The sequence below is a fragment of the Mycetohabitans endofungorum genome, assembly GCF_002927045.1.
Classification (GTDB): domain Bacteria; phylum Pseudomonadota; class Gammaproteobacteria; order Burkholderiales; family Burkholderiaceae; genus Mycetohabitans; species Mycetohabitans endofungorum.
On the sequence record NZ_PRDW01000012.1, the window covers coordinates 90,455 to 106,439 of the forward strand.

The 15,985-nt window shown below is 59.0% G+C and carries 20 protein-coding genes and 10 pseudogenes; 23 read left to right on the forward strand and 7 right to left on the reverse strand.

Annotated features, from left to right (window positions below):
* Positions 1-45 precede the first annotated feature (45 nt).
* From B0O95_RS17075 to B0O95_RS12215, 3 genes and pseudogenes are all read left to right on the forward strand, one after another.
* Positions 46-96: pseudogene (locus tag B0O95_RS17075) on the forward strand (hypothetical protein); the annotation flags it as partial.
* Between the two features lie 77 nt (positions 97-173).
* Positions 174-392, forward strand: a complete 219-nt coding sequence (locus tag B0O95_RS16620; RefSeq protein WP_233203340.1) for a hypothetical protein — start codon at positions 174-176, stop codon at positions 390-392.
* A gap of 427 nt (positions 393-819) precedes the next feature.
* A complete protein-coding gene (locus tag B0O95_RS12215; RefSeq protein ID WP_104078125.1) occupies positions 820-1,170 on the forward strand; it encodes a hypothetical protein in 351 nt (116 codons plus the stop codon).
* 107 nt (positions 1,171-1,277) lie between these two features.
* Here B0O95_RS12215 and B0O95_RS15890 read toward each other — a convergent pair whose 3' ends face one another.
* Positions 1,278-1,427, reverse strand: coding sequence for a hypothetical protein (locus tag B0O95_RS15890; RefSeq protein ID WP_158249493.1), 150 nt, complete (start codon positions 1,425-1,427; stop codon positions 1,278-1,280).
* Positions 1,428-1,609: 182 nt separating this feature from the next.
* On the opposite strand from B0O95_RS15890, the gene B0O95_RS12220 reads away from it, so the two are divergent.
* Positions 1,610-2,230 carry a uracil-DNA glycosylase family protein gene (locus B0O95_RS12220; protein ID WP_104078126.1) on the forward strand — a complete coding sequence of 207 codons (621 nt, stop codon included), beginning with the start codon at positions 1,610-1,612 and terminating at the stop codon, positions 2,228-2,230.
* Positions 2,231-2,368: 138 nt separating this feature from the next.
* Here B0O95_RS12220 and B0O95_RS16625 read toward each other — a convergent pair.
* Positions 2,369-2,557: pseudogene (locus tag B0O95_RS16625) on the reverse strand (hypothetical protein); the annotation flags it as partial.
* Between the two features lie 392 nt (positions 2,558-2,949).
* On the opposite strand from B0O95_RS16625, the gene B0O95_RS12235 reads away from it, so the two are divergent.
* The 4 genes and pseudogenes from B0O95_RS12235 to B0O95_RS12250 all read left to right on the forward strand — a co-directional run bounded on the left by B0O95_RS12235 (position 2,950) and on the right by B0O95_RS12250 (position 4,847).
* Complete coding sequence (locus B0O95_RS12235; RefSeq protein ID WP_104078127.1) at positions 2,950-3,573, forward strand: cupin domain-containing protein; 624 nt, start codon at positions 2,950-2,952, stop codon at positions 3,571-3,573.
* Positions 3,574-3,598: 25 nt separating this feature from the next.
* Positions 3,599-3,988: a DUF488 domain-containing protein gene (locus B0O95_RS12240; RefSeq protein WP_104078128.1), complete on the forward strand. Its 390-nt coding sequence runs from the start codon at positions 3,599-3,601 to the stop codon at positions 3,986-3,988.
* A gap of 178 nt (positions 3,989-4,166) precedes the next feature.
* Positions 4,167-4,352, forward strand: a pseudogene (locus B0O95_RS12245) (hypothetical protein); the annotation flags it as partial.
* Positions 4,353-4,493: 141 nt separating this feature from the next.
* Positions 4,494-4,847 carry a DUF4148 domain-containing protein gene (locus B0O95_RS12250; RefSeq protein ID WP_104078129.1) on the forward strand — a complete coding sequence of 118 codons (354 nt, stop codon included), beginning with the start codon at positions 4,494-4,496 and terminating at the stop codon, positions 4,845-4,847.
* A gap of 242 nt (positions 4,848-5,089) precedes the next feature.
* Here the strand turns inward: B0O95_RS12250 and B0O95_RS16630 are convergent.
* Positions 5,090-5,275, reverse strand: a pseudogene (locus tag B0O95_RS16630) (AraC family transcriptional regulator); the annotation flags it as partial.
* 255 nt (positions 5,276-5,530) lie between these two features.
* Between B0O95_RS16630 and rraA the strand changes: the two are divergent.
* From rraA to B0O95_RS16145, 7 genes and pseudogenes are all read left to right on the forward strand, one after another.
* Positions 5,531-6,070, forward strand: a pseudogene (gene rraA / locus B0O95_RS12260) (ribonuclease E activity regulator RraA).
* 15 nt (positions 6,071-6,085) lie between these two features.
* Entirely contained in the window at positions 6,086-6,550 is a 465-nt protein-coding gene (locus B0O95_RS12265) for a gamma-glutamylcyclotransferase family protein (protein ID WP_104078130.1), read from the forward strand.
* A 259-nt stretch (positions 6,551-6,809) separates the two neighbouring features.
* A complete protein-coding gene (locus B0O95_RS16635; protein ID WP_233203341.1) occupies positions 6,810-6,920 on the forward strand; it encodes an ATP-binding protein in 111 nt (36 codons plus the stop codon).
* Positions 6,921-6,965: 45 nt separating this feature from the next.
* Positions 6,966-7,055, forward strand: a complete 90-nt coding sequence (locus tag B0O95_RS17275; RefSeq protein ID WP_416171943.1) for a hypothetical protein — start codon at positions 6,966-6,968, stop codon at positions 7,053-7,055.
* A 194-nt stretch (positions 7,056-7,249) separates the two neighbouring features.
* Complete coding sequence (locus tag B0O95_RS12280) at positions 7,250-7,576, forward strand: type II toxin-antitoxin system RelE/ParE family toxin (protein ID WP_104078131.1); 327 nt, start codon at positions 7,250-7,252, stop codon at positions 7,574-7,576.
* On the forward strand, positions 7,573-7,908 hold the full coding sequence (locus B0O95_RS12285; protein ID WP_104078132.1) for a helix-turn-helix domain-containing protein: 336 nt from the start codon (positions 7,573-7,575) through the stop codon (positions 7,906-7,908). Before B0O95_RS12280 ends, B0O95_RS12285 begins: the two co-directional genes overlap by 4 nt.
* Before the next feature lie 448 nt (positions 7,909-8,356).
* A complete protein-coding gene (locus B0O95_RS16145) occupies positions 8,357-8,602 on the forward strand; it encodes a hypothetical protein (RefSeq protein ID WP_233203342.1) in 246 nt (81 codons plus the stop codon).
* A 228-nt stretch (positions 8,603-8,830) separates the two neighbouring features.
* Here B0O95_RS16145 and B0O95_RS17280 read toward each other — a convergent pair.
* Positions 8,831-8,929, reverse strand: a pseudogene (locus B0O95_RS17280) (hypothetical protein); the annotation flags it as partial.
* A 452-nt stretch (positions 8,930-9,381) separates the two neighbouring features.
* Here B0O95_RS17280 and B0O95_RS16640 point away from each other — a divergent pair.
* From B0O95_RS16640 to B0O95_RS12315, 3 genes are read left to right on the forward strand one after another with little or no spacing between them, the layout of a single operon-like run.
* Positions 9,382-9,684 (forward strand): hypothetical protein, encoded by a 303-nt coding sequence (locus B0O95_RS16640; protein WP_233203343.1) that lies wholly within the window; start codon positions 9,382-9,384, stop codon positions 9,682-9,684.
* A complete protein-coding gene (locus B0O95_RS12310) occupies positions 9,681-9,968 on the forward strand; it encodes a CopG family ribbon-helix-helix protein (RefSeq protein ID WP_104078133.1) in 288 nt (95 codons plus the stop codon). The genes B0O95_RS16640 and B0O95_RS12310 overlap by 4 nt, the downstream gene beginning before the upstream one ends.
* Positions 9,968-10,252, forward strand: a complete 285-nt coding sequence (locus B0O95_RS12315; protein ID WP_104078134.1) for a type II toxin-antitoxin system RelE/ParE family toxin — start codon at positions 9,968-9,970, stop codon at positions 10,250-10,252. Before B0O95_RS12310 ends, B0O95_RS12315 begins: the two co-directional genes overlap by 1 nt.
* Before the next feature lie 97 nt (positions 10,253-10,349).
* Here B0O95_RS12315 and B0O95_RS12320 read toward each other — a convergent pair.
* The 3 pseudogenes from B0O95_RS12320 to B0O95_RS15615 form a co-directional block, all read right to left on the reverse strand.
* A pseudogene (locus tag B0O95_RS12320) lies at positions 10,350-10,482 on the reverse strand (tyrosine-type recombinase/integrase); the annotation flags it as partial.
* Positions 10,483-10,527: 45 nt separating this feature from the next.
* A pseudogene (locus tag B0O95_RS12325) lies at positions 10,528-10,760 on the reverse strand (transposase); the annotation flags it as partial.
* An 82-nt stretch (positions 10,761-10,842) separates the two neighbouring features.
* Positions 10,843-11,052: pseudogene (locus tag B0O95_RS15615) on the reverse strand (IS3 family transposase); the annotation flags it as partial.
* A gap of 634 nt (positions 11,053-11,686) precedes the next feature.
* On the opposite strand from B0O95_RS15615, the gene B0O95_RS16150 reads away from it, so the two are divergent.
* From B0O95_RS16150 to B0O95_RS12355, 5 genes and pseudogenes are all read left to right on the forward strand, one after another.
* Positions 11,687-11,848, forward strand: a complete 162-nt coding sequence (locus B0O95_RS16150; RefSeq protein WP_199180506.1) for a hypothetical protein — start codon at positions 11,687-11,689, stop codon at positions 11,846-11,848.
* Positions 11,849-12,284: 436 nt separating this feature from the next.
* Positions 12,285-13,097, forward strand: coding sequence for a ParA family protein (locus B0O95_RS12340; protein ID WP_104078137.1), 813 nt, complete (start codon positions 12,285-12,287; stop codon positions 13,095-13,097).
* On the forward strand, positions 13,098-13,979 hold the full coding sequence (locus tag B0O95_RS12345) for a ParB/RepB/Spo0J family partition protein (protein ID WP_104078138.1): 882 nt from the start codon (positions 13,098-13,100) through the stop codon (positions 13,977-13,979). It abuts the gene before it with no gap.
* Positions 13,980-14,729: 750 nt separating this feature from the next.
* On the forward strand, positions 14,730-14,873 hold the full coding sequence (locus tag B0O95_RS16155; RefSeq protein WP_199180507.1) for a hypothetical protein: 144 nt from the start codon (positions 14,730-14,732) through the stop codon (positions 14,871-14,873).
* 555 nt (positions 14,874-15,428) lie between these two features.
* Positions 15,429-15,943: pseudogene (locus B0O95_RS12355) on the forward strand (transposase); the annotation flags it as partial.
* Between the last annotated feature and the right edge of the window lie 42 nt (positions 15,944-15,985).

The window sequence follows — 15,985 nt, forward strand, 5'->3', positions numbered from 1 at the left end:
CATCCGGCAGGCTGGGCGGCCAACGTGCTTGAGTAAATCGACTACGTGACCCGGCACCGACTGCTCAGCAGTGGCCCGACGCGGACACTGGTGCTAAGCGCGTCGATCGGCTATGGCCTCGCTTCGCGCATCGTCGCCTCGTTCGGTGGGGTGCCGCCACCGTCGGCGTGTTTATGGAGCGGGCCGGCAGCACGGCGAAGTTGGGCACCGGGGGCTGGTACAACACCGCGGCGTTCGAACAGGCGGCGCGCGGCTACTACGCGCGCAGTATCAACGGCGATGTGTTCTACGATGCGCTCACGAAGCGCGTCATCCCCCTGTACGACATTGATGCCGACAAGAAGTGGGTCCGCGACACGGTGAGCAAGTGTGGCGACCCAGACCGGAATTGATTCGACCGTTGCCGTGATGGACTGGAAAACTGGCAAATGTGGATTGACGCACCCCTCGGCCAGGCATGTCCACGGTGCGAAGATGACCGTGTTCACGTACCTGAGCGCCTCCGTAACCTATAGGCGCGCGCTGCATGCCACAAGTCGCAGGGTGGCAGCCGCAGTCGCAAGGCGGGAGGGGGCGCGCACGGGGGCGGTCGCAGGGTGTCCGTCGCGGGCCGCGCGCTGCGAGCGGCAAGCCGGTACGGATATTGCGTCTGCCTCCGTGCTTGACGCGTCGCGTCGAACCGTGGCGTCCGGATTGGCGCTTTGAAACAGCATGGTGGCGGGTACAGTATCGATTGTGGGGGACCACGCCAACACCCGTGCCATTTCACTTCCAGGGCGATGTAGTTTTTCCGCAGTCTGGGACCACGAAGGTAGGGAGATGAACAACGGCTTGAATTCACGAGATACCGGCGTCGAGCACGCTCGCACGTCGGTTGCTGCTACGCTGCGCGACGCGGCCTGGCAGGGTAGCCACGCACGTGCGCCGCAGCCCGCCACGGTACGGCTCACAGTACGCGCATCGACAGGCGAGTTGCGGATCATTGCCGTATGGGCAGCGTTAGGCGCCTATGCCAGCCACGTTACGCAGAGTCGGATCCGCTGCAACCGCAAACTCGCCATCGACGTACTGGAACTGAACTTTCGCGACATACCAGATGCTGCGCTCACGGACATCGCAGCCTATCTGTCCGCGGCGCCGTGGGTACGGGACGCGCGCGTGCAATGGTGATGCCGACACACATCGGCTGCACAGCCGCGGCGGCGCGCGCCAACCCGATGATGGCGGGCCGTCCGCGGTGGCCCGAAGTGCACGCTGCTGACTGCGGCAACCGTGGGCTAATAGCTGGCCCCGGACGCCGGCCTGTCCGTGCTGCCCGTGCCGCCGGGCGTGGCCCCGGAATTGTCGGCGCGCTTACATCCTTCAATGCCAGTGGTCAGCGCGGCCATAAACGTGGCAAATAGCAGGTAGACAACGTGTCGTTTCATCGCGAGTTCTCCTTTGACGAGTGTCGCAACGAAAGCTGCAATATACGTACCCGGGTACTCACTCCACGAGCCCCAGGGCGCCGTGTTTCTTGGGCACCGTTGCCGCGGCGCGCGGCGATGGCGCCGGGCTTGCCGCGGGTGTATGCTGCCCGCTGGTCTGGTGTAATGTGTGTTGAAGCAGTATGAAGCTTGTGCAGCCCCATTCCCGATATGCGTCTCTGGACATGTTGCTGCGCGACGTACGCGCATGCCGTGTCTGTGATGCGCAGTTGCCGGCCGGCGCGCGGCCGGTGGTCAGGGCCAGCCGCGAGGCGCGTCTGTTGATCGTCGGCCAGGCGCCGGGGGCAAAAGTCCATGCGTCCGGGGTGCCATGGAACGACGCCAGCGGCAAGCGGTTGCGGGGCTGGCTCGACATGACCGAGGCCGAATTCTACGATGTATCTCGCGTCGCGATCATTCCGATGGGCTTCTGCTACCCGGGTCGGGGTGCGAGCGGGGACAACCCCCCGCGACCGGAATGCGCGCAATTGTGGCTTGAACAGCTACTGTCCCATTTGCCACGGATTGAGTTGACCCTGTTAGTTGGACAATATGCGCAGCGCCATTTCCTCGGCGCACGGCGTAAGTCGTCGCTGACCGAGACGGTCCGCGCGTGGGCCGAGTACGCCCCCTCGTATGTGCCGCTGCCGCATCCGTCGCCGCGCAACCAATTATGGCTTAAGCGCCACCCGTGGTTCGCCGAGCAAGTGCTGCCGATGCTCAAGCAGCGCATCGCGGCGTTGTTCGGCACGTCACCACGCTAGCGGACCGTGACGGGCGCCGCGTCGTTCGGTCATCGACGTCTGAAGCCAACTTCATGCCATCGTGGCACGCCTCGATGGCAATGCGGCGTATAGCGCCTGTCTGAGATGCGCCGCGGTCGCCGCGCCTTCGCGCCGGTATCAACGAGGTCGTGCCTCGCGGCCCCGGCGCGGATGCGGCATGAAGCGCAGCGGCGGACGGCGGAAACGCTGGCGACGCAGCTCTTCGTCGAAAAGCGCCAGTGACAGCTTGAGCAGGTCGCTGCGCCTGACCAGTCCGAGTAGCCGGCGAGAATGCGGATCGTCGACGACCGCCAGCCGCTCGAGCCGCAACGCCGCTTTGTTGGCATGGCTCGACCGAGCAGCGCCGATGCGAGCTGCCGGCAGTGGCGACGAACCGAGGATGTTCCAGGATGCCGCGCTGTGGCGTGCCGCGGTGATAATCCACAAGCGATGGAATGCAGAAAAGCGCATCATAGACGTTGCATGGTAGGCGGCGCTGTGCTCGCTGCGGCGCGATGGGCGTCGTGCGAGGCCGGTGCAGATCGGCCCAGCAGGCGATTGTGCCAGTGAACGCAAGATTTTGCAGTCCAACGTGCAAGGTCGCTCATGCAGGCCGCGCTGGCTAGGGCGCCGCGACCTGGTACGAACCGTGCATCTGCGCTGGCAATGCGCGATCAATAGAAAAACCGGATCGGACGAAGACTCGAAGGAGCACCGTTATGCCACGTCTTTTCTACTTACGCCGCGCGCCGCGCGGCTTCGGCGCCGAGGGCGAAAGCCATGTCCGCCGCAGCGGCGCAACTTCGGCGCGTCCGCCCGGCGTGTCGTACGCTCCTGTGCCCACGCCCGAAGCGTTCATGTTGCCACCGAACGACTGGGTACCGAACAACGACCGCCTGCCGGTGTTGCTATACCGCGCAGGACTCAGTCCATACGAGTACGACTTGGCGACGCGTTTCGAGGCCACCTTTGCCCGCTATGGCTGGCCACCGCGATGGCGTGACGGTATCTACGATTTCCCGCACTTTCACTCGACCGCACACGAGGCGCTGGGCATCGCGCAGGGCGTGGCCAGCGTCGAGTTGGGCGGCCCCGGCGCACGCAAGGTGCAACTGGAGCGCGGCGACGTGCTCGTGCTGCCAGCGGGCACAGCCCACTGCTGCCTGTCGGCCAGCGAGGATCTGGTGGTGGTCGGCGCTTATCCGGCCGGGCAGCAGTGGGACATCTGCCGAGGACCATTGTCGGATGCTGCGGTGCAGGCCATGCGCTCGCTGGCGGTGCCGAATAGTGATCCGTTGGGAGGGGTCCACGGCCCATTGACGCGTTTGTGGGGCACGAGATGACGCACTGACGCAACAGGAGTGAGCGATGAGCATACGGATCGTGCAGTTGGGATCGCCGCGCGCCGATGATGAGGGCTTGCGCATCGGCACGGTGCGCAGGCCGCCACGCGGCGTGCCCAAGGCCGAATTTGCCCGATGTAACTACTACGACGTGTGGTTGCCGATCTTGTCACCGGACGCAGACGGCGTGACGCAGGCGAAATCGGCGCGCAGTCAAACCGAATGGAACGCGTTTGCCCGTAGCTTTCGTGCCGCCATGAACAGTGGTGACGCTAGCAAGGTGCTGGACGTGCTCGCCGCGCTTTCCAAGTCGACAAATTTCTCGATCGGCTGCTATTGCGAGGACGAAAGCCGTTGCCACCGCAGCATTCTGCGCGAGCTGCTGAAGGTACGCGGCGCGCAGATTCGAACGTAAAGCGACGGCCGGCAGCGAACCCGCTCGCGGCCAAGTCCTCGGCACGTCGGATAAGGGCCACGTCGCAAGCGGGACACCTCACGCGCGGGATACATCACAACGTCTATGGCCCAGCCTTCGCCAACAGCCGTACCTCGCCCACGGCAAGTGGCTCGTGTATGCTGGCGTGCATGATCAAGCCATGTCCTATCGGCGTGCATGGCTGCTGCTCGACGAGTTGAATCAGTCGCTGAAGTCCCCGGCGACCGTTTCAGGGCACGGCGGACAACGGGGTGGAGGCTGCACGCTCACGGCGGTCGGCGAGCAGACCGTTCATCTGTATCAGGATATCGAAGTACAAGTGACGCTGCGCAAAATAGATTGATGCGCTGAAAATGTTTAGGCAGCCTAATTGAGGTGATGCATCCTGAAATTGTTTCGAAAAAACTAATTCAGTGTCTCAAAAATAGGCATTTACCCTAGTAATATTAATCTCTAGACTGCAACTGTCGTCTCAAGCAATTCGATGGGATACCTCAATAACAGTCCGGAGGTTCATGATAAGTCCATATTCTATGCTGCTGTGGCTGCTACGGTCCTCGCTGCGCCGATTACTTCCTTTGCTCAGTCGAATGCACCATTGAACCGAGCCCAAGTGCAGGCCGAGTTGGTCCAGCTCGAAAAGGCTGGCTATCAGCCGGGTTTCGCAAGCCCGTATTACCCGGCCGATATCCAGGCGGCAGAAGCTCGCCTGTCCGCACAGCAAACGTCGTCAGCCGGGGGCCTCGCGACTGGGGCTTCGAGCAGTGGTGCAGGCAATGCCGCCGTGCCGTCGCATGAACCGGCAAACGAGATCAACTTGGTCTACTTCGGCCAGTAAGCGGCCGAGCGCAACCGGCCGACGGTCCGCGCGCTTAATAACATTGATTGCAGTAACCTCCACCGTCCGGCGACGGGCGGCATGCCCAGGCACCCCGCCTGGGCTTTTTTTCCATCCGGCTTATCCTCGCGAAACGCGGTCGGGTTTTTTTGCATGCTACCAAGGCAGTTTGGGGCCACGACCGGTAGGAGCGGGATATCGTTGGACAGTCGCTTAATATAGCGTACGGTACATTGCTTGGTTCGCGCCCAAGGTACTGCCCAGCCCCGATTCGAGTAAGCCAGTTGCGCCCACGGATGCGTATGGCCCGCAAAACCATGGCCGGCCGGCATGGGCCGGGACCTGATCCGGATCGGATGATCGCGGGTCGGCACGTGATGTGGCGGGATATCGGTCATCACGAGGGCCGGGGTGTCGGCAAAGAGCATGGCACTGACAACGGCACAAACAAAATGAAATAATGGCGCAGTTTCGCAGCAATTTGGCTCGCTGATAAATGGTGTCATGATGGTGGCTGGGTGACGCTTATACCATACGCGGACACGCACCGGCACTGGCCGGCCGATTCATGCGTTGAGTGGCTGTTTTTTAGCTTCATCCGCCTGGATGCCTTCACTGTCGCGGCCCGCGCACTATGCTAGGGGGCGAGCGGCCCGGCCGTGCGCCCGTGCTGGTGAAAGCCCATGGCGTGCAAGCGGCATCGGGCCGCTCTTATTCCAGGAGATACGGTGACAACGTTCGCCACCCCAGATCTGTGCGATGCCCATGAAGACAGCTTGGCTACCGGCATGCTGCGTGTGCTGGCGTCGGTTTTCCGCGCCTTCGGGCGGGCGAGCACGTTCGCCGGGCCGGCATCGACGCTGAAGGTGTTCGAAGACAACATGCTGGTATGCGCGGCGCTGGAGGAAAAGGGGAGGGGTGGGTGCTGGTGGTCGACGGCAGCAGCAGTGTGCGTTGCGCGCTCGTCGGCGGCAACCTCGGCATGCTCGCCGAGAAAAATGGCTGCGCTGGCATCCTTGTTTACGGCACGGTGCGGGACACACGCGAGTTGGACGCATGCGAAGTCGGCATTCGCGCGCTCGCGGTGCACTACACAGCGCAGCCCAAAATTGGGGCATCGGCGAACGGGACGTTGCCGTCGCGCTCCCTAGTGTCACGATCCGGGGGGAGAGATCTACGGGGAGGCGGATGGCGTCCTCATCTCTACCACGAAGCTAACTTGAGCGAGAGAGACCATTATGCTGAACGTCTTTGTCTACGGAACACTGCGTGAGAACGAGGCCAACGATATTGGCCGTGCCGCCCAACGAAGCGGCACCGTGCAGCCGCGCTGGCTTGGCCGAGGCAGCGTGAAGGGCACGCTGTACGACCTCGGCGCGTATCCGGGCTTGGTGCCCGATACAGCGGCCGGTGAGGTCTACGGCGACGTGTTCGAGATCGACGAGGCGCTGTTACCGGTGTTGGATAAGATCGAGGAGGTATTTCCGCACCATCCGCGCGAGTTTCAGCGCAACCTGATTCAAGTTCAGCTCAACGGCAGGCTGTTGCCGTGCCAGTTCTATCCTGTCGATGCCGCCTCGACGGTAGGGCGCACGCCCATTGAATGCGGCGACTGGGTTGCCCACCGCCGGATGCGCGATCACGGTGCTCAGCCAGGCGAGGCTGACGTTGCGCTGTCCAAGGTGGCCGAGAACGCGGCGTAGCCGCAAGCCGTGTATGCCGGGCGGGACCGACCGCCCTGCCACCATCCACCCGTTTCGGGCGACAGCAGATGCGTCAGGTGGCGCACGAACGGACTGCACACCGGAGCACCAGGCTTCAGGATCAATCGCGCGGCTTACGACGAGTTTGTGCGCGAGATCGTCATGCGCCGTAGCCGGCGCAACGCGGCGGCGTTCCGCATCGAGGGATGCGGCAGATCTCGACAGCCGGGCTAGTCGGGGCATCGAGCGCTCGCAGATCATGAGCTTAGCCTTGGGCGAATGGGTCAGCGCCGGCCATTGCATCCTGATCACCGGGCCGACGGGTGTCGGCAAGTCCTGGTCAATGGACGAAAAAATCAGCTCATCGTGACCGCGCCAACTACAATCTAAACTGCGTAACACAATGGTGACGCTGATGCTGGAGAACGGAGCGGACGTGCGGTTCGTACAGATAATGCTGGGCCACGCGCAGCTACGTACACACAGGTGGCGATCCGGGAGCTGAAGGAGATTTACACGGCGACGCACCCGGCGCGCCTGGAGCGGCCAGAGCAGCAAGAGATCGAAGTGGCGAAGCCTGCGCGGTCGCTGCATCAGGTGTATGGAAAGAGAGAATCGAAGTGAAGAGCGGGCACGGATTATTGGCTGAACTGGAAGCGAAATTGGTATAAAAGTTTATAAAATTAGGTCCGGAAAGAAATCCGCTGGATTGGCTCATCCTACGATGACATCCTTGAGTTCCCGGCTGAGGTTCGCCGGGAGGCGGGCTTCCGACTGGGTCGAGTTCAAGCGGGGCTGGATCCTGAAGACTGGAAGCCGTTCGACGACGTGAGCGCAGGGGTACGGGAGATTCGCATCCGGGATGCGAGCGGTATTTATCGGGTAATGTACGTGGTGAAGTTCGAGGAAGCGATCTACGTGTTGCACTGCTTCCAAAAGAAGACGCAAGCGACGCCGAAGCCCGACAAAGAGATCGCAGCGGCTCGCTATTGGGCGATTGTCCGGGAAAGAAAGGGACAAAGATGAGCAAAGTTGACACGCGTGCCCGGCATGTCACGAAGCCGGGAGCAAATCTGTTCGTAGAACTCGGCTTCGCACCTGACGAGGCGCAGCGGTATCAACCCAAGTCGCAAGCGCTCATCAGTCAAACGTTGGCGCTCAAAGAGCAACTCATGGGCGAGCTCGCGTCGTGGATCGACGTTCATCACCTCAAGCAAGCGGAGGCTGCGCAGATATTGCATATTACGCGGCCTCGTGTGTCGGACGTGGTAAACAAAAAGGCGGGCAAGTTCACGATCGACACATTGGTAGACATGCTGGCTCGCGTTGGCAAGCCGGTCAAAGTCATCGTGGGCTAAATTTCAAGCTATTTTTTAGGTCGTTCTCGATGCGGTATTGAGCGATGCGCGATGCATAAAAGTCTACGAGATGAGGCCGTCCTCGTTTTGTCCATTGGGCGGTATGGGCGGCGCATCGCGCCAGTGCATTTTGTGACGAGCCACCGTCTCGCGATGCCGCGTGTCCTCTTCCTAGTGTAGGTATTGGCTCGTAGTGGTCAGCAACACGTGATCGCGACGCAAACGATGAAATGGTCTTGGAAACCGCGATCAATGATCGAGCCTATACGCTTGTGACCTATAACGTCCGGGGTTTTTTACCTGCGGCTGGCCGGTTTGGTCTGCGTGTTGCACGCCCTGGCGAATTACTGAAGGAGATACGTTCATAAGTAAAACCTCTTATCCACTCAAGCTTCTCGCTTCAGTGAAATCGGCTGCGCAGCAACTCGCGCGTGAAGATGGGATGTCATTGGATCAGTGGATTGCCGTCGCGGTCGCGGAAAAGATTGGCGCAGTTGAAACAGCCGCGGCTTTCCTCAGCCGCAGGGCCGGCCATGCACAACCAGCAGACTTATTGCCTTTTCTGGACAAGGGGGCACTGAGACGCCCCCCGCTGGCGATGAAATGTCCGTTTAAGCACGTTCTGGGCAGTATGGCAGGAAAAGCGCTCGCACCGGTTGGCGAAGTTTCTCAAAGTGATGACGGAATGGGTTGAACTCGTCCCCGAAACCTGTTTTTGGTGTCGGTTGCCACTCTGGGTGAGCCGCAATCTTGTTAAGAACAGGGGGCGCCGGCAATCAGCGCTGTGGCTGCCGAGCAGGGGGCTTGACCGGCTCCGTGTCGCCCCAGTTCGATGGCCGCGCACCGTCTCGTGGTGCCGCGTGTCTTCTTCGTGCAAGTACAGGCTCGTCGTGGTCAGCGACACGTGCCCGAGGTTATTGCACACCGCGCGCACATCAAGGCCGGCGTCGGCCTGATGCGAGCCGGCCGTATGCCGCAGCCAATGCGCCGAGGCGCGCCAGCTCGTTGGCCCAGTCCGCAAACGCGAGCCCGCGCGCAGCCATGATCATGAGCTGAGCACACTAAAAATCTGACAGGCTCGTCCTGCAACATGGTTTTGTCCAGCCGACAGGGCTGCCATCAGTCGCTTAGGCTTCGCGTTCTCCTATTTGGAGAGCGACAATCATCTTGGCCGGCGCATTGACTCAAGATTTTTGCTACCCAGCGGAGCCTGTTGCCTCATGTAATGTGTTACCCGTCAGAATGCTGGCGGGGACGACTGATGGCGAGGCGGCTCAGCATGTCAATACGACGGGAATGGATAGAGGCGGTCGGCGAGCGGTACCACCGTTCTGATCGGAGCGAGAAGCGCACAATACTGGACGAGTTTGTCCAGGTGACGGGATATCACCGCAAGCACGCCATCCGTGTGCTGTGCCGCGAGCCTGTGCCGCCGAGGACGAAGCCCGGCCCCAGCGACGCTACGACGATCAGGTGCGGGCCGCGCTGATCACGCTGTGGGAGGCGGCCGATCGAATCTGCGGCAAACGACTGAAAGCGCTCATTCCAACGCTGACCGATGCGATGACACGGCATGGTCACCTGAAGCTATCGAAGCAGGTTCGCCAACGGCTGAGCCAGATCAGCGCTGCCACCATTGACCGGCTGCTGCATGACGTGCGCGAAAAGGCTTTCGCGGGTCAACGCCGGGGAACATTGCCGCTGGGTAGTGCGTTTCCAGTACCACAAAATGTGTTACAATGCACCTCTAAAGTAATACAGAAGAGGGTATCATGAGCGAGGCAACCTTTACTTTTCGAGTCGATGAGACGCTAAAAAACGAATTTTCGACGGCGGCCAGAGGCCAAGATCGCACCGGCGCGCAACTGCTACGCGATTTCATGCGCGATTATGTGCGTCAGCAGAAGGAGGCGTCAGAGTATGATGCTTGGTTGCGTGCTAAGGTGAAAAAGTCCCAGACTTCGGCGAAGGCCGGTAATCTGATTTCGGCCGCCGAGGTTGAAGCCAAGTTCGCGGCTCGGCGCGCCGCGACACGTCGCCGTATCGAAGCGGCTAAGTGATGGAGTTATTTTGGACGCCAGAGGCAATGCAGGATCGTGAAGCGATCTATGGTTACATCGAGGCGGATAACCCGGTCGCCGCATTGGCCATCGATGAATTGATTTCGGAAAAAGCCACACTTTTAATCGATCATCCCAGTCTGGGGCGGCTTGGTCGCGCTGCCGGCACCCGTGAGCTAGTAGCACATCGGAATTACATTGTGGTTTATGATGTGGCCGGCGACAGGGTGCGGGTGTTGAGCGTCGTGCACGTTGCTCGCCAATGGCCCCCAGTTTGGGAATAGGCGCGAGATTACGCAAAGCGTAGGCACTGGAGATCGCCAACAGCGCGCCATTATTGAGCTAAAGTGCCGGGCTAATCGATGCGGTTTTAAGTTATCCATGCCGGGCAGTCACGCGCATCGCGCGCAGATCGAGGCCGACGTTGGCTTGATGCGAGCCGGCCGTATGCCGCAGCCAATGCGCCGAGGCGTGCCAGCTCGTTGGCCCAGTCCGCAAACGTGAGCCCGCGCGCGCAGCCATGATCATGAGCTGGGCACACTAAAAATCTGACAGGCTCGTCCTGCAACATGGCTTTGTCCAGTGACAGGTCTGCCATTAGTCGCTTAAGCTTCGCGTTTTCCTCTTCGAGTTGTTTCAACTAGCGTAGCTCCGATGGGCCGAGGCCGCCAGTTGTAAAACGCCGCATCGCTGATGCCAATCTTGCGGCACCACTTCCGCCATCGGCGCGCCCAGCTTTGCCTGCTTCAACGCAAATGCAATCTGTCCTTCAGCATGCTTGCTTTTCTTCACAACATGACCTTCTGTTTGTCACGGTTGCCTCATGCCAGATTTTTTATACTTCTGGATGTCCCAATTTTTCGGCGTAGCCTCAGTGATTCCAGCCGAAACCCTTTACGTTGTACAGAAAGCACAGTTCGAAGCCCCAGTTGTGGTGGTTGCCAGTCAGTCGCAGCAACCAGTTCGCAATCTTGTTGTTCTTGGCATTGCGCAGGGCGACGTACCAATAGCAGCTCTGGCTGATCCCGAACGCCTTACATGCTAGCCGAATCGATATGCTTAGGTTAGACATCGCGTGCATGGCTACCTCGTGCCGGCGATATAGCGTTGGTCTTTTTTGCGAGTGCTGTGAAACGATTTCGGCCTTGTGCCCGTGAATCTCGACTTCTTCATTGCGTAGAATTTCTTTAACGAAAAATTTTACTTCTGAACCCAACGACTTTTGGGGGGTCACCATGGCAATGGGTTAGCGTGCCCGGTTCACCTTTATAAGCCGGTACCCTTCCGGCGGTGCGGCCTTTGTCTCTCGGGCGAACCAAGCTGCTGTGTAAGAGAGTATGTCGCGCTCCATCGCCGGTTGGCGGAAATTACGGCTCAGTCGCGTTAGTTCTTGCCTCTCAGCCGTGGTCGTCCCGTCATGGCGCATGTCTGTGTGCCGATCGGCCCGCATGACCCGGTTGATGAGGTTCTGTGCCGTCGGCTTAAACTCGCATGCCAATTCATTAAGCATACGTCAGGCCTTTACCAGCGCCACCATCTGCGCCTGCAATTTTCCCAGGTATGGCTTCTGATGTTTGCCCATTTCGTTACCTTCTCTTTAAAAAAGTAGTTGTCCGTTTTTGCGAGTCAACTTCACATTTGGTACCGAATGCCTGCACCGAGTTTCTGAATACCTGGTTCGGGTGATAAACCGGCTTGGCCGTGGATACAGCTTTGAGATGTTGCGCGCAAAAATTCTCTATGCGAAGGGCGTGTTCAAGCGGACGAACAGCCTGTCTAAGGTGGAGCGGCGCGTGAAGCGACGTACGATCGACGACATGATGCGAGATGGCGCGCCGGACGGAGCGATGCAGATGGTCTTCGAACCTGCTTGTCATTGACGAGCCCGCGAAGGCACCGCGCGAATGGTTGCCAGCAATACACGAGCCGAAAGACTGTCGCGTGGACATACCGACGCTAGCGCTGTTGATCGAGGAAGGCGTAATCTGATTCGTTTAACCGCAAAGTACGGATACCATTTTTTTACTGCCCTTCTTCGCCCTGCGCTGCCCGGTGGTTCAGCTATGCGCGGTTTTCTGAAAATGAACAGATATGGGCCGCGCGTCACATGTGACTTGAAATACGGCATTTCCCGAAACTAAAACATATGTGGCCTCGTGGAACGTGCTCAACGTCTGCACGATTTCGAGACGGCAGCGGAAACACGCGGTTTCCGTCGCCTCACAGCGACAGTGTCCAAAGTTTGGACCAGGCAAGGATTTACTTCTACCGAATGCGAATGTATTGTGCACGGAAATCAGATGTAATGCACACGAAATGACCTTTTTCAAACAAACAAAAGTTTTTGACGTGACGAACCACAAGGGTGGTGTCGGCAAGACGACAACAACGATCAACCTCGCTGACGGCTTTGCCAGCAACGGACTTAACGTTCTCGTTGTCGATTTGGATCCGCAGGCGAACGCAAGCCTGCATCTTGGGAAGGAGCACCCGAGCACGGTGACGGTGACATCGGCTGAGCTTCTGCTTGGAGGCGTCGATATTCTTCCAAGAGCGGTTCATGAGACCACCCACATTGACGGTGTTTCATTGATCTACGGGTCGCTTGCCCTTGGTAAAGCTGAAGATGAACTGAAAGATCAAACTCCGCGGCCGTGCGAAGAACTTCGTATGAAGTTGGAGCCGGCGGACGGCATCTACGATGTGATCCTGATCGACTGTCCACCAAGCCTCAAGCTGCTCACGAGTAACGCTATAGCCGCCGCTACTCATGTCATTGTTCCGGTTGAGTCAGGCTCCCAGTACGGCCTGTACGGTGCCGAGGACTTGTTAAAGCACATAGAAAAGATTAAGCGCGTCAACCCAACGCTCAAGCTTCTCGGCGCCCTGCTTCTCAAGCACGATGAGCGTCAAACAGTTTGTAAAATGCTCGGGAGCACCGCAGTTAAGACATTCGGACAGATTTTGCCGGTAAAGATTTCGACGAGCACGAAGGTGAATCAGGCGGCAGTCATGCAGCAAAGCTTGCATGCGTTGGACCGCTCGTCAAAGGTGGCACGCGAGTATCGTCAGCTGTCGAGCGAGCTTATCAAGATGCTCGGTCTCGAGGCGAAAACTGTGGAGGCGTAGATGGCAGTAAAAAATTTGAAGGCGATGCTTGAGGCGAAGGCGGCTGAGAACACCCAGCGGCACCATGAAGCAAGCCATACGAGCGATTTTGACGTGGGTCGTCAGCACATGATGGTTCCGGTCGACAAGATCGAGCCGAATCCGTTCCAGCCGCGTACCGTCTTTAATGAGGCCAAGATACGCGAGCTCGCGACCACAATTAGCGCTGACGGGCTAGGGGAACCGGTGCTACTGCGTCGTAAAGGTGGCGGATACCAGCTCATTGCTGGTGAAAGGCGCTGGCGAGCGGTCAAATTGCTGAACCACCCGACGATCGAGGCGCTTGTCATTGATGCGGACGATGCGAAGACTGCAATACTTGCGCTTGTGGAAAACTTACAGCGCGAGGATTTGGCTGACTTCGAGGCGGCACTCGGAATTAAGCTAGTGATGGATCGGTTCCCTCAGCGATCCAAGCTTGCGGAGTACTTGGGTATCGAGCGGTCGGATCTTTATCGCTATCTAGCGTTTCACGCTCTGCCTGAGTTTGTCCAGGAGCGGTTGCGGGCGAACCCAGCATTGCTCGGTCGCGTGGCGGCTGCGGATATCGTCAAGGTACTGAAGGAAGGTGAGAGTGCTCCCGATCTCATTCAGCGGCTCGATCAAGCCATCACCCTTGTAGAGCGAGGACGGCTGGATCAGACTAAGGTCGCCAGTCATATTGCGAGAACGTGCGGTGGTGGTGTCTCACTAGCTCAAAAAACCCCTTTGATGTCAAATGGCAGCAAAGTTGGAACTTTCGCACGCGACCATAAGAACATTGTGGTTAAGATAGCCGTTGGGGCACTATCTGATGAAAAAGCAGCCGAGCTGAAAAAATTCATCGTTAAGTTGCTTGGATAGCGAGTCCGGGTTTTAACTTGTCCAAAGTTTGGACAGGGTGGTAGGGGCCTTTTTTGCGACCTCTTGCATTGGAATGTCTTGGTTCATGGCTCGTGTCCAAACTTTGGACAACGCGTTTAGGTGCTATGGGACAGCAGCGCATAGGTAAGGTAGGCTATGCCAGCAGCCCAAAAAGCTGTACCGAATGCCAGCATTTCGTCTATCGGATGCAGCCTTGATCGCAGCATATGCTAAGAGAGCAAGGCAATTACACTTTGGAATGGAAACCGAACGCATAGCGGGCCGGTCCGGTTGGCGAAAGCGAACGGCTTAGCCTCGATGTGACTGGTGACTGTCTTGTGCGGGCTGCTGAAAAGATACGGGCCGTCGCTCGGGAGCTGTCACAGGTGAGCACCAAGTAGTCGGAGAGGGTGGCTGTGACCTGCCTGATTTCTTCGGACCGTTTCAATTCAGGTAAACATCGTGGCTGTTCAATCTGTTTGCATTACGAGGGAGTATGGCTGCGGCGTATTCAATACGCAAACAGAGGACGTGCGCTACCGGGTTCATCGAAAAATCAGCAGACCGCTCCATCTTGCCGATGGCGACTATTAAGAGTATTGGCAGAGGTGGCTGATGTTTTTTCTTCGCTCGCTTGCTGAACAGGTGCAACGGCTTGAGAAGAAGTGGAGCGCGAGGAGACTGTGCTGGCGTCTGCCTGCGCTGTCCTTACAGATCGTCGAGTTTGCCCGGTAGCACGGACAAATCACGATGGCCGAGGCGATCAAGCTCGCTGGTAGCAGTCGCAATACATTGAAGCAACACTTCCGCGATTTAGTGGAAAGAAGTCATCTGGAGCCGCACGGCAGTGGGCACGGCGCGTGGTACGGCCTGAAATGGCGCGGCTCGCAATGACTTTCGAGTTCTGCTTGGCTTTCCAAGTTCCGCGTTCGCTCTGTCGTGTGCTTCCAAAGCCGTGCCGGAGGCGCCTAATCAGATCGACGTGAGGTGGCCCCGAACGCAGCGTCGAGAAACTACTCGAGCGCACGGTACTGTCTTGCCGTGTCCCCCTTCGTATAGATCGTTGTAAACGTTGAACTGACGTGTCTTAGCTCCGCGTGCACGCTCCCAAATTGCCGCCCGCGCTCAGCAGCACGGTTCGCATGCGTATGGCGTAGCAGTAGACGCCTTGTGGGCTGGCCGCTGCTCCCGGATAGGCGTGCTCGAATCGACGAGGGCCTGCGCAAAGCGCTTCTTGTGCAGTAGGACCAGCGCATCTGAAGCGAGGAAGGGGCCTATTCTCAAGTGGCCGACGAGCGGGGTATCGTTCGGTGCTGCCATTAACCGCGGCGGCATGTGTACGGGCCGTGCATAACATGCCGCCGGCAAACATTTGCCCAGTTGACCTGCCCGGCGATTTTCGGCCCAGTTGAAACTTGAGAGAATGGCTTCCAACGGAGAAAGGAAGGCATGAAGAAGAGCCGGTTTATGGAAGAGCAGATGGTTATGATCCTGCGCGAGGCGGACAAGACGCCGGTCGTGGAGGTAGCGAAGAAGCACGGGATCAGCGAGCAGACAATCTATAACTGGCGGCAGCATTTGGGCAGCTCTGGAAGCTGCGGACGTGAAGCGGCTGAAGCAGCTTGAGCAGGAGAATGCACGACTCAAGAAGATGCTGGCCGAGCGTGATCTCGAATTGGACGTGATGAAGGAGATCAACGCAAAAAAATGGTGAGCGCGCACGCGCGTCGCAAGCAGGTTGCCTACGCGAAGGCGCGGGGGCTATCGGAGCGAGGCGCGTGCGCGCTGATGTCGGTGGCAAGATCGGCGCTGCATTATGAATCGAAGCTGGCCGGGCGGGATGCTCCGGTGCTTGCGGCAATGAGCATCCTGTCGGCGCAGTATCCGCGCTACGGCTACCGCCGCATCCAGATTTTTCTGAAGCGGCAGGGTCACATCCGATGAGCGCTGATCGGGCATGGCGGTGATGGCGTCTGGCAGGCTTGCAGGTCCCGCGCAGGCGGCCT